General features: G+C 60.7%; 7 protein-coding genes and 1 pseudogene. 3 read left to right on the top strand and 5 right to left on the bottom strand.

Translation table 11 applies throughout. The features are described 5' to 3' along the window. The 3 genes from DTP52_RS30675 to DTP52_RS30665 all read right to left on the bottom strand — a co-directional run bounded on the left by DTP52_RS30675 (position 1) and on the right by DTP52_RS30665 (position 3,084). A complete protein-coding gene (locus tag DTP52_RS30675) occupies positions 1-933 on the bottom strand; it encodes a diiron oxygenase (RefSeq protein ID WP_109756643.1) in 933 nt (310 codons plus the stop codon). Next, positions 930-1,706: a DUF3050 domain-containing protein gene (locus DTP52_RS30670; protein ID WP_109756642.1), complete on the bottom strand. Its 777-nt coding sequence runs from the start codon at positions 1,704-1,706 to the stop codon at positions 930-932. The genes DTP52_RS30675 and DTP52_RS30670 overlap by 4 nt, the downstream gene beginning before the upstream one ends. 685 nt (positions 1,707-2,391) lie before the next feature. Continuing rightward, positions 2,392-3,084: a GntR family transcriptional regulator gene (locus DTP52_RS30665; protein WP_109756641.1), complete on the bottom strand. Its 693-nt coding sequence runs from the start codon at positions 3,082-3,084 to the stop codon at positions 2,392-2,394. Positions 3,085-3,352: 268 nt separating this feature from the next. Between DTP52_RS30665 and lapG the strand changes: the two genes are divergently transcribed. The 3 genes from lapG (at position 3,353) to DTP52_RS30645 (ending at position 7,585) form a co-directional block, all read left to right on the top strand. Next, entirely contained in the window at positions 3,353-3,976 is a 624-nt protein-coding gene (gene lapG / locus DTP52_RS30660; protein ID WP_370873791.1) for a cysteine protease LapG, read from the top strand. 14 nt (positions 3,977-3,990) lie between these two features. After that, on the top strand, positions 3,991-5,937 hold the full coding sequence (lapD, locus tag DTP52_RS30655; protein WP_109756640.1) for a cyclic di-GMP receptor LapD: 1,947 nt from the start codon (positions 3,991-3,993) through the stop codon (positions 5,935-5,937). Between the two features lie 1,276 nt (positions 5,938-7,213). Further along, positions 7,214-7,585 carry a DUF6124 family protein gene (locus DTP52_RS30645; RefSeq protein ID WP_109756638.1) on the top strand — a complete coding sequence of 124 codons (372 nt, stop codon included), beginning with the start codon at positions 7,214-7,216 and terminating at the stop codon, positions 7,583-7,585. 322 nt (positions 7,586-7,907) lie between these two features. Here DTP52_RS30645 and DTP52_RS30640 read toward each other — a convergent pair whose 3' ends face one another. Continuing rightward, positions 7,908-8,246, bottom strand: a complete 339-nt coding sequence (locus DTP52_RS30640) for a hypothetical protein (RefSeq protein ID WP_003196545.1) — start codon at positions 8,244-8,246, stop codon at positions 7,908-7,910. 182 nt (positions 8,247-8,428) lie between these two features. Continuing rightward, positions 8,429-12,976, bottom strand: a pseudogene (locus tag DTP52_RS30635) (LapA family giant adhesin); the annotation flags it as partial.

Below are 12,976 nucleotides of genomic sequence, written 5' to 3'. Positions count from 1 at the left end.
TCATGGGGTCAGGTAATCGGCAAGGGCGTCGCGTACGCAGGGGGACGCGAGCATCGAGCTGCCACGGAAAAAGCGCGTGATGTTGCCCACCAACGGGTGAAAACGATTGATGGGATACGCCAGTGCACTGGCGTCTTCACGCAGCGACTGGCGCACCGACTCGTCGACGGGCAGGTGCGCGATCAGCTCGAAGTCGAACGCTTGCTGCAGGTCGCTCGCCAGGTATTGGGCGATGAAGCCGGGCATCAATCGGGCAATCGCCTCTTGGTCTTCCTCGGGGGCGGTGCGCCAATAGATCTGCACCAGTCGGGTCCAGAAACCGGAGTGCCGTCCCTCGTCGAGCAAGTGATCGGCCATCAGCCCCTTGATCGAGGCCTTGACCGAGTCGTCCCGGGCGAATGCGGCCACTTCGTTGGTCACGGTGTTCTCGGCGATGGCGATGCAGATCAGCTCCACGGCGCTGAGCAAATGCTCCGGCGCCCGGGCCAGGGTCGCGGGTATGGCGCGGCTGAGTTCGATCTGCCCAGGCAGCGGGATGGGATCGATGCCGGTCATGTCGATGGTCTGTTGCATGAAGTCCATCGCCACCAGCGCGTGATAATCCTCGTCCACCACCACGGTCATCGCGTCATAACGGCAGGCGAACGGGAACTCGATGCCGAAGCGGTTCTTGGCGATGCGCCGGGCGGTGTGGTCCACCAACTCGGTCTCGAAAATCACCACGTCGTTGATGAACTTGTAGAGGCTCTGCACCAGCACAAAGTCGCGCAACTGCGGGCAGTGGCTGAGAAAGGTCTGGCTGTGCACCAGCGGCTGGCGACTCATGGGGAAGATCAGCTTGTCGTCGTCTTCGACCCGACGCCGTGGTCGAGTGCGGATGGTGGCGCGGCTTTCCCAGGCGTCGGCGAAGGATTGGTAAGGGATGGCGTTCATGGCATCACCTGCGCAACCGGCTGGGCCATGCTCTGACGCAGGCCGTCCCACAAGGCCGCACGGCTGTGGACCGCGGCGAGTGCGGCAACCAGTACCTCGGTTTCACGTTGCGGGTCGCCGTCGATCAGCCGGGCCAAGAGTTTTTCCGCTGCCGGGCCATGGTCTTCGGAATCGACTTCGATGTGTCGTTGCAGGTAGTAGCGAAAGGTCGGTGCCTGATCCAGGCCTATGCCCCAGGCATCCAGCATGCGCTGGAACATCTGCGGGATGACGCTCTCGCGTCCATGCACGAACGCGGCGGCCACGCTGTGAGCCGGGGCGTGCAGGGCGGTGTGCAAGGTTTGGCGGACGAAGCGTGCCGCCGCCGGCTCGACATCGACACTCTCCAGCGCCGTTTCGGGGCTGACGCCTTCCTGCTGCAGAGTGATGAATTGCTCGATGGCGCGGGTATCGGCACCGACCTCGCGCATGGCATCCAGGTACAGTTCGAAATGGCTGCAATAGCCTGCTCCTGGGCGGTCATCCGATTCCTCGCCCAAGACGATTTCGTTGATCAGGCGTGCCGCGTGCGGGTCTGCCGGCGGCAGCCAGGGCAGGTGTACGCAGGTCAGCTCCCGTTGCAGTCGTTTGGTCAGTGACATGAAGTCCCACACGGCAAACACATGGCTTTCCATAAAGCGGCGTAACAGATCGATTGATGTTATTTCGGAAAAAACCGGATGTTGGCCAAGTTCGTGTTTTTTCAGAGATAGTTGTTCTTTGGTTGGCTGCATTGGAACGTCCTCATCAATGATGTCTTATCCGGAAGGCGGCTCGTTATTTAATTAGGGCGAGCGGGTGCCTGAATCGGAATCCATGAATTACCAAGTAGCTTAAATATTCGCCTTTAGTACGTGTTTCTGGCTTGCTGCGCCTGTATTTAAAGGGTTCTCGGGGAGTTGAAAGGGTCGCCAAGAGTGCGACGAACAAAAAACTAATACATGAAACAAGTAAGCGGCAAGTAATTTTTTAATTATTTTAAGTTGGCTGTTTATTGGGCGCGAAGAGGGTTTTTAAAACTTTTTATATAAGTTTTATTGGGGCGAAGAAGCTCCTTCCGATTTAGGGGTATCAGAATCGAATAGTTCGAGTGAATGCCTCACTCGGAGCACTTCAGGGATCGGGGAGTTAAGAAGTTTTATGTTATGGGCAGGACGTCGGTCGGACATCCGATCATCCCGCCGGTTGGACGACGCTCCTTGCGTATTGGCTTCGATTCGTCTGGTTTCAGCCAGGCGTTGACTTCTTCAGGTCTGTTTTGAATCGACAAGCGCAAGAGTGAGCCCAAATCGATGGCAGTGCCATTGAACTGATGGGACGACGAGTCGCGGCCACGGCCAGGCCGCGCCGCGCAGGCGACAAGTGAGTCGGAAGGATATGTAAGAAGTTTTTACGCCGGCCGGAGCGGCCGGTGTGGGATCAAGGGTTCGACGACTGTTCCAGATAGCGGCGCATGGTGACGGAGGCTTTTTCCAGGTGCAGCTCCAGCAATACGATGGCCTTATCGATGTCCTTGGCACGCGCGGCGTCGAGCAGCGCGCGATGGTCGTCCTGGCTCAACTTGCCCAGCCCCATGGATGACAGGTGAAAGCGCAGGAAGCGCTCTTCTTCATTGAGCTCGCGCTCGATCAGGTCCAGCAGTTTGCTGTTGGGGGCCTTGTGATAAAGCGACATGTGGAACAGCCGGTTGAGCTTGCCGATCTCGGCGTGATCGGTTTCCGTTTCCAGCTGTTCGATGTACTGGGCGGCCAGTGCCAGGTCGCTGTCATCGAGCAGCGGGATGGACAGGCGCAGGGCGAAAGCTTCCAGGACCGAACGCAGGGCGTAGGTTTCTACTGCATTGTTGGTAATCAATGGCGCCACTACAGCACCCTTGTGCTGGACCACATTGAGCAGTGACTGCGCCTCCAACTGGCGCAATGCCTCGCGTACGGGCATGCGGCTCACGCCGAACAGGTCGGCCAGTTCCTGCTGGCGCAGGGCGGTGCCGCAAGGCAGGCGTCCATCGAGGATGGCCTCGCGCAGAGACTCTTCGATGATCGAACGTGCCTGGTCAGCCGGGATGGGCCCGTTGACCTGGATAGTGCTAAGCGGTTTTGGCTTCTGTGTCACGACAACACCTGACTGGTAGTAACGAAATTGGATCCAAGCCAACGTTAGTTACAGATTTCCAAGCCGTCAAAATCTCGCGGCCCCAGTTCCTGAACTAAAGTTTAGTCTGCCTGCGGTGATTGCACCCTGCCATTGTCTTTTAGTGGGCCAGGCTTCACCATCCAACGAATTTCCAACGGCCCTTTTCGGACGTATTCCCTTGGCTGCACCTTTCCCTGTTCTCAGGTCCTTGCGCTGGCTGTGTTCGGCATTGCTGCTGGCCGGCCTGATGCTGGGTGGCCTACGGGCTGACTGGGACTTTGCGCAGATCAGCCGACGGGCGCAAGCGTTATATGGTCCCTTGGGCGAAGGGCAGCAACGGATCGACGCGTGGCAGCAATTGTTGGCGACGCAGAAACAGATCCCGGAACTGGAACAGCTCAAGGTGGTGAACCTGTTCTTCAACAAACAGGTGCGCTACGTGGAAGACATCGACCTGTGGCGCGAGGTCGACTACTGGGAAACCCCGATCCAGGCCCTGTGGAAGGGGGCCGGCGATTGTGAGGACTACGCCATCGCCAAGTATTTCAGCCTGCGTCATCTCGGGGTGTCCAGTGACAAGCTGCGCATCACCTACGTCAAGGCCTTGCGGCAGAACCGTGCGCACATGGTGCTCACCTATTACGCCACGCCCGAGGCGATGCCGCTGGTCCTCGACAGCCTGATCGACGGCATCCTGCCGGCCAGCCAGCGAACCGACTTGCTCCCGGTCTACTCTTTCAATGCCGAAGGGCTGTGGCTGCCGGGCGCCAAGGGCAACAAAAAAGTGGGTGACACCAAGCGCCTGTCCCGGTGGCAGGATGTGTTGAAAAAAATGCAGGCCGAAGGTTTTCCGGTCGAGACGACTAACTAGGAGCGCGCGCTCAGATGTCCTTGTTCAAACAGCTGTTGATCGCTATCTGTCTGTTCCTGGTGGTTGCCTTCAGCGGCAGCTTCATGGTCAGCCTGGAGAGCTCGCGGGCCCAGTACGTCAACCAGTTACGCTCCCACGCCCAGGACGCGGCCACGGCGCTGGCGTTGTCGTTGACACCGAACATCGACGACCCGGCGATGGTGGAGCTGATGGTCAGCTCGATCTTCGACAGCGGCTACTACGCCAGCATTCGCGTGGTCGATGTGGCCACCGACAAGACCCTTGTCGAACGTACCGGCACGCCGGACGCCGGCAGCGTGCCGCAATGGTTCGTCAAGCTGATCGGCCTGGAACCGGCCGGCGGCGATGCCATAGTCAGTCGCGGCTGGGAGCAGGCGGCGCGGGTCGAGGTGGTCAGCCACCCAATGTTCGCCCTCGCCAAACTGTGGCAGAGCGCGTTGGGCAGCCTGGGTTGGTTGCTGCTGTGCGGCGCCGTGAGCGCGGTGCTGGGGGCCTTGCTGCTGCGTCGCCAGCTCAAGCCGCTGGACTACATGGTGCATCAGTCCCATGCCATCGCCCGACGCGAGTTCCTGAGCCTGCCGGAGCTGCCACGCACGCCTGAACTGCGGCGCGTGGTGCAGGCGATGAACCAGATGGTCGAGAAACTCAAGGCGCTGTTCCAGGAGCAGGCCGAGCGCAGCGAGAAGCTGCGGGTCGAGTCTTACCAGGACAATCTCACGGGCCTGGCCAACCGGCGTTATTTCGAGATGCAGCTCAACGCGCGAGTGAGCAACCCGGAGCAGGCCAGCTCCGGTTATCTGCTGTTGTTGCGGGTCAAGGACCTGGCCGGTTTGAACCAGCGGTTGGGCGGGCAGCGTACCGACCAGTTGCTCCAGGCGGTGGGCGAGCAATTGCTGCGCGAATGCGCGCGGTATCCGGAAACCCATAACCTGGTCACGCGTATTCGCGGTGGCGAGTTCGCGGTGCTGGCACCTGGGCTGGTGCGCGAGGAAGCGCTGCAACTGGCGCAGAACCTCGAAGCCGCGTTGGCGAGCTTGCATGCCACCGGTGCGACGGATGTGGCGTCGGTGGCCTCCATCGGGCTGGCGCCGTTCGTCCATGGCGACTCGCCGCAAGCGGTGCTCCAGCTTGGCGACCAGGCTTTGGCCCAGGCCGAAAGCCAGGGCGAACCGGGTTGGGCCTGCCTGGACCACAGCGCCTCGGCGAGCGTCGGCGATGATCACCATGCCTGGCACACGTTGCTCGACCAGGCCTTGAATCATCAGCGATTCGAGCTGTACTTCCAGCCGGTGGTGGCTGCCCAGGACACCCAGGTAGTGTTGCATTACAAGGTGCTGTCGCGTTTGTTGGACGAGCAGGGTCAGACGATTCCCGCCGGGCGGTTCTTGCCGTGGTTGGAGCGCTTTGGCTGGACCGCGCGCCTGGACCGTTTGATGCTCGAACAGGTGCTCGAGCAAATGGCCGGGCATGAGCAATCCCTGGCGTTGAACCTGTCTTCGGCGACCTTGGCCGATCCGCAGGCGCTGAACAAGGTCTTTGAAATCCTGCGGGCGCATTCCAACCTTGGGTCGCGCTTGACCTTGGAGATTGGTGAGGAGCAATTGCCGGAGCAAGCTGTCCTGGAACAATTGACCCGGCGTTTGCGCGAGCTTGGCTTCTCTCTGAGCCTGCAGCGTTTTGGTGGGCGGTTCAGCATGATCGGTAACTTGTCGCGGTTGGGGTTGGCTTACCTGAAGATCGATGGCAGCTACATTCGTGCGATTGATCAGGAGAGTGACAAGCGTCTGTTTATCGAAGCGATCCAGCGTGCTGCCCACAGTATTGACTTGCCGTTGATTGCCGAGCGGGTTGAGACGGAGGGGGAGTTGGCGGTGATTCGGGAGATGGGGTTGTTTGGGGTGCAGGGGCAACTGGTGGGTGAGCCTAAGCGTTGGGGGTGAGGCTGGCTGTGCCCTCTGACCGTGTACATATCCATTGCTGCGGTAACGGCCACTGGTGGTTACGCCCTTACGGCGTGTCACTTTTGGCAAACGCCCCAAAAGTAACCAAAAGGTCTTGCCCCACCACTCGGCACCTCGCCTAGGCTCGGTGTGCCCGAACGCAGGCATTGCTCCGTGGGCCCGCCGCGAAGGGCCATCCATGGCCCAGCGCGGCTATCCCGGCATCCATGCCGGGATGCCCACTCCACAATACCTGCGTTCGGCCAGCGTGGTTAACGGGGCCCCCAGATCAAAAGCCGAAGCGAGGCGGCCTGACAGCCGGCCTGGTTCTCCCGGCCGTACTCCAATCCCATTGTGGGAGCGAGCCTGCTCGCGATGCGGAGGGTCAGTTTGTGGTGATGTTGGATACCCACAGGGTTTTTGGGAGCGGCACAGTCCTGTGGCGAGGGGATTTATCCCCGCTGGGCTGCGCAGCAGCCCTAAAGCAATGAACTCAGCCTTCCTGGCACACCGAGTTGCTTGGTTTGGGGGCCGCTGCGCAGCCCAACGGGGATAAATCCCCTCGCCACAAAAGCTTCCCAGCCATCACGGCACAGATTGATCAACGGTAAACGCTATGCGAGCTTGCTCGCGATAGCGGTGGTTCAGTCATATGTCTACTGGGCTTGCTGGCCTCTTCGCGAGCAGGCTCGCTCCCACAGAGGAACGCGATCCCCATCAAGAACCAGGTCCGCTATCAGGCCGCCTCGCGGTGGACGTAGATTTTGGCGCCCCGTTAACCACGATGGCCGAACGCAGGCATTGCGCAGTGGGCATCCCGGCATGGATGCCGGGATAGCCGCGCTGGACCATGGATGGCCCTTCGCGGCGGCCCACGGAGCAATGCCGGAGCCGCCGTAAGGGCGGAACCGTAAGTAGCCGTTACCGCAGAAACGGATATACACCCCCTCTAAAAGTAAGGTCCTAGGAGATTTCCTTCGAGTTGTGGCGAACTTGGTGAACTTGTCCGGCGTCTGCCCCGTGGCTAGTCTGGGTTTGTCACTGAAAAAACGGTGACACGGACGTGCAAGTCCGAAGAAACTGTTTAGGATGCGACGCTACATTGCTCAGGGGCTTTCTTCTGCCCACTGCTTTATGGCGGCTGCACGCAGGAGATCCTTGGATCTGCTGGGTGTCCTAAACAGGCCCGGTCTTGCACACCTGCGTACGGCCGCCACCCTTATTCGCGTGCAAGCGAACGGTGACGGTTTCCACTTAACTGTTTAGGAAGTCTCTAATGTTCAAGGTCACTCCGAATCCGCCAGAAAGCCCTGGCAACGCCTCCGACAAATCCTCGAAATCCAAAAAACTCGACGAAGCCGCCCAACGCGCCCTCGACTACTACCTCAATCCCAAACCAACCGATGACGCCTCGGGAAAAACCCAAACCGCCCAGCTCTTCATGGTCTCCCCAGACATCGACACCGAAACCCTCCTGGCCAATGCCTCCGAAGACTTGCTGTCCATCAGCGCCATCGCGGCCGACCTGGCTGATGACGTCGACGGCTCACGCCGCAGCGTAATCCTGGCGATCAGTCGAATGGCCGATGGGGTGCATTTGTTGGTGGAGCGGGCGATGGATCGGCTTGAAGTGCAAGCGTCGAGCTGACAGGCCTGCTGTGGATTGACGATTGCCATCGCGAGCAGGCTCGCTCCCACACGGGACCTGCTTCGAACCGGAATATGGAGATCAACACCGATCAACTGTGGGAGCGAGCTTGCTCGCGATGGCGTCAGCCCAGACGACCCAAAACCTGTGGCGAGGGGATTTATCCCCGCTGGGTTGCGCAGCAGCCCTAAAACCCGGCCGCCTCGGTGTGTCAGGCTGTTCACCTTCAAGCATCTGGGGCTGCTGCGCAGCCCAGCGGGGATAAATCCCCTCGCCACAGGGGTTGTGTGCTGCTCCGGCTGGTGTCAGCCCGGGCGTCAGCCTAGATCAACCCCTTCTCATCATCATCGATCAACCGGCTCAACCCACCCAATGCTTCCCGGGCCTGGGTGCGGTCCATCAGTTTGGCCTGGGCCGCCGGTGGCAGGTCAGTGACGCGGATGACGCCTTTGCTGGTCAGCACCTGGATCAAGTCGTCGAGTACCCGGATCATCTCCAGGTCGCTCTGCTTGAGCTGCTTGAGGCTGTTTTCCACCGCCTGGTTGGCGAACCAGTCCTGGATCTCGTGGTTGTCGGCCGGCAAGGTCTCGGTGGCTTCGGCGTAGGCGGTGGCTTCTACGCGCACCAGCAGGCCTTGTGCATCGCGTTGCACGTAAAACATCGGGCATCCCTCATGTATGAAGCGGCGTCATGCTGGGCAGCATAGGCCAACTGCAGAGGAGTATGAACACTTATCGTGGCGAGGGAGCTTGCTCCCGCTGGGCTGCGCAGCAGCCCTAAAAAACAGGGCCGCTTCGCCCCCCCAGCGGGAGCAAGCTCCCTCGCCACGGGTTTGTGTCAGGTTCAGCTGTTGTTGTGATCGACCTTGATGGTCGGGTCACTGCCGGCGATCAACGTGTTCAGGTTGATGTTCGACCAGTTGTTGCCTTCGAGCTTGATCGTCACATCCGGTGTGGCCGCTGCGCCATTGGTCGCGTTGAACTGGCCGGTGGTGCTGACCTGCAGCGAGGACACGCCATCGACCGTGCTGATTTTCAGGAAGTGGTCGATGGTGCTTCCGGTTTCGCCCTGCAGCAGATCTCGCAGGTCGATCCGGTCGCCCTCGCTGGCCTTGAAGTCCTTGATCACGTCAGTGCCGGTGTCGCCGGATTTCCAGACAAAGGTATCGCCTCCCAGGCCACCGATCAGGGTGTCATTGCCCTGACCACCGATCAGTGTGTCGTTACCCGTGCCACCCAGCAGGATGTCATTGCCCTTGCCACCGTTGAGCGTGTCGCTGCCACCCTGGCCGAAAATGATGTCGTTGCCGGCGCCGCCCAGCAGGGTGTCATTGCCATCGTGGGCACCGGACACATCGAACGCGGTGTAGTGCTCGGTGATGTACTGGTGCACGTTGCTGGTGGTGACCTTGCTGACATCCACGCCGCTCTGCTGGGCCACGAACGCCTGGATGGCCTGGTAACCCTCGCCGGCAATGCCGTTGAAGCTCACCAGGTCGCCGAACAGGATGTCGTTGCCTTCACCGCCGTTGACCGTGTCGGAACCCGGCAGGGTCGCTTCGGTGTGGCCGATGATCGAGTTGGCCAGGTTGTTCGGGTCGATGTTGGTCTGCGGTGTTGAATCCGAGTCGTAGGGCTTGAGGTCGGTCAGGGTCACGTCGTTGTTCAGGCCGATGGCTTCCACCGTGCTCAGGCCTTTCAATAGCGTGAAGCTGTCGGTCGAGCCCGCTGCCGAATCCAGGTAGTTCCAGTATTCGCCATAACCGGTGCCGCCCTGGTTCGACAATTCAAAGGTGCCATTACCCTCGGCATGTACGGTGCCGACATAGCTGTCGGTCCATTTTTTGCCGTTTTTGGTCGACAGGTACATCTCACCGTTTTCGTAGATGGTGTACTTGTGCGTGCTGTCGATCGTCTGGGTGTAGTACTTGCCGACGGTGTAATTGGAGGCACGCAGTACGTCATCGAGTTTGACGTTGTCGTACAAGGTCGGGTTGGTCTGCTCACCGGTCTGGTAGTAGGTCGGCTTACCGTCGGTAATGAAATACGTCAGGTTCTTCGCACCGGTATTGCCCATGGCTTCGGTACTTTTAAAGAAGTTCGCCGTGGTCTTGAACACGTCTTCGTAGTTGGTGCCGCCACCGGAGGCCATCGAGTCGAGCACGCCTTTGAGCTGGGTCAATGCGTCCGGATCGTTAAGGTTGACCGAGATAGACTTGTTCACCTGGCTGTCGAAGTCTGCCAGGAAGATGTTCACGGTCCCGGAGTTGCCACCCAGGCTCTGCTTGAGGGTGTTGAACACCGAGGTCAGCGAGTTTTTGGCCGCGGTGAGGGACGCGTCGCTCATGCTGCCGGAGCTGTCGACCATGAAGGCGATGTTGTAGTTGGTGCCTGGCACCACGGTCAGCCCACCGATGTCAGCGACCACCACGTCGTTGCCGTCGGTGCCGGTGACGTTGTCGCTGCCAGACGTGGCGGTGACGGCGTTGTAGGTCGCCGGGTACACCGTGACCGGGATCTGCGCTGTGCTCACCGCCGAGCCGCCGAGGGCTTCGGTGGAGGTCGAGGTCACGGTCAGGTTGAAGTGGCCGTTGTAGTAGGTCGGTGGGGTCAGGGTCAGGCTGCCCAGGTTCCAGCCGGTGACCGAGGCTTCGCCGTTGCTGCCCACGGTCGCGGTATGGCCCGCGCCGTCGCTCAGCACGCTGCCTTCTGGAATACCACCGATCTTCACGCTCAGGCTTTCGGAGCCGTCGGTGTCGGTCAGGGCGGTGGTGATCTTCGACAAGTTCACGCTGGTGCCTTCGGCGCCTTCGTTGAGCTTGTAGCCGTCGTAGTAGCCTTCACCGTTGGTGCCGTGCAGGTCGGAGACGGTCACGCCAGCGTTCACCAGGTCGGTCACGCCGGTGTACAGCGGCACGCCGGCACCGTTCAGGTCGACCGGCGTGCTGCCGTTGATCGACAGGTTCACGTCATAGCTGCCCGGGCCGCTCTGGTTGTGGTGGTAGATGTCCAGGGTGTAGTAGCCGCTGGTGGTCGGCGTGAACGAACCGTTCAACTGGCCGCCAGCGCCCCAGGTCGTTGCCGCCACGGTTTTGCCGCCGATGGTGACCAGCAGGCTGTCATCGCCCGTGCCGCTGAAGGTGTAGGTCTTGCCGGCTTCGAGGAAGATCAGGCCCGAGGTTTTCGATGCCGTACCGGCGTTGACGTTGCTGTCGGACTGCACGTTGGTCACGTTGGTGCTGCTGTTCGGCGTGCCGGCGGCATCGATCACTGACTTGAGCGTGCCGGAGGCCGCGCCGCTGCCATCGGTGCCCAGGCCCGACAGGCCGGTCCAGACTTCCTTGATCAGGCCGGTGGAGGTCACGTTGTTGCCGGCCACGTTGAGGGTCGGTGCGTCGGCGACCGGCGTGATGTCGATCTTCACGGTACTGGTATTGCCCAACGCCTGACCGTCGGTTGGCTGGAAGCTGATTTGCGCGTAATCGGCCTTTTGATCGCCCACGCCAGCCGGGTTGCCGTTGGCACCAGATTCGTTGGCATCGGGGGTAAAGCGCAGCTTGCCAGCGTCGATGTCAGCCTTGGTGAAGGTCTGGTTGTTGGCCACGTCCTTCCAGGTGGCGCCGTCCAGGTACTGCAACTTGCCGTCGCTCGGCAGCCCGGTGATTTTTACACCCTGGCTGGCGGCGGCGCTGTCCACATCGCTGATGCCGAAGGTCGACCAGCCGAGGACCAGCGAAGTGTCTTCGGTACCGGTCACCGCGCCACCGGTGGCCACTGGCGCGTCGTTGACCCCGACCACGTTCACAGTGGTGGTTGCGGTGTTGGAGTAGCTCGCGCCATCGGTCACCGTCACGGTGATGATGCGCGGTACGGTGCTCGGGTCTTCGCTGTTGTTGATGAAGCTGATGTTCTTGATCTGCTGCATGTAGTCGGCCAGCGTCGCATTGCCCGTCAGCGTCAGCACGACCTTGCCGTCGGTGCTGTTGGCGTTGATGCTGATGCCATTGACGCTGTTGCCCAGGTTCAGCGCATCGCCAGGCTGGCGGTTGGTCAGCACGATGGTGGCGCCGGTCAGCATGGTGCTGTCCGGGTCGGTGATTTTCAGGTCCGTGTCGGCGATGGACACGCCGGGGCCAGTGGTGCCTTCGGTGAACGTCACCTGGTAATCGGCACCGGTCTTGCCGCTGGAGTTGTTGGCGTCCAGGTCGAGTACAGGCGGCGCATCGTTGTCGATGATCGAGGTGCTGACGCTGCCGTTGGTACCGCTGACCGCCAGGTGCTCGAAGTTGCCACCGGTGGCCGAGTCGATCTTGACCACGAAGTTTTCAGTGCCTTCGGAGATCTTGTCGTCCAGCGTCGCCACATTGAAGGTCGTACTGGTGGCGTTGGCCGGGATCTTCACGGTGTAGACACCGGTGAAGTCCGTGCCGTCGGCGGCGGTGCCGCTGTAGACGATCTTGAGTGTCACCTCGGTTTGCGCAGGGTTCGTCAGGCTGACGGTGTATGTGGCCGCCTGGCCTTCGGTGACCGACGTGCTGCCGGTGATGCTGACGGTGGTGTTGTCGACGGTGTCGCCCACGGCCGTCGACGCGCCGGTCTTATCGACCGCGATGGCTTCGAGGTTGCCGCCGGAGGCCGATTTGATCGTCTCGGTGATGGACGGTGCACCGGTGTAGACATCGTTGCCGACGGCCACATCCAACACGCCCGAGCTTGCGCCCGCAGCGATGGTGATGGTTTTGCCGCTTTCCAACGTGACGGTCACCGGACCGTTTTGCGCGGTGACAGGTTTGCCGTCGGCACCGGTCAGGGTCGCGGTGTAAGTGATGGTGCCGTTTTCGTTCACGGTCGGATTGGCGGTCAATGTCACCGTGGTGGTGTCGTTGACGTCGCTGACGACGGTGCTGACTGGCGCAGTATTTGGAGCAATGGCTTCGAGGTTGCCGCCAGTGGCGGTACTGATGCTTTCGGTGACGGTAGTCGGACCTTGGTACACATCGTTGCCAACGGCCACGTCCAACACGCCGGAACTTGCACCGGCGGCGATGGTGATGGTTTTGCCGCTGTCCAGGGTAACGGTGACTGGGCCATTTTGCGCAATGACGGGTTTGCCGTCGGCACCGGTCAGGGTGGCGGTGTAAGTGATGGTGCCGTTTTCATTTACGGTTGGCGTAGCGGTCAGCGTTACCGTGGTGGTGTCGTTGACATCGCTAACGATGGTGCTGACTGGCGCAGTATTTGGAGCAATGGCTTCCAAGTTGCCGCCGGATGCATCTTTGATCGACTCAGTAACCGTCGTTGGGCCTTGGTAAACATCGTTACCCACAGCGACATCGAGCACGCCCGAACTTGCACCCGCAGCGATGGTGATGGTCTTGCCGCTGTCCAGGGT

Origin of the sequence: Pseudomonas sp. 43mfcvi1.1 (genome assembly GCF_900115935.1) — a bacterium.
In the GTDB taxonomy this organism is placed as follows: Bacteria; Pseudomonadota; Gammaproteobacteria; order Pseudomonadales; family Pseudomonadaceae; genus Aquipseudomonas; species Aquipseudomonas bijieensis.
The sequence above is the reverse complement of the archived record's forward strand: the minus strand, read 5'-3'. Positions and strand labels throughout refer to the sequence as shown.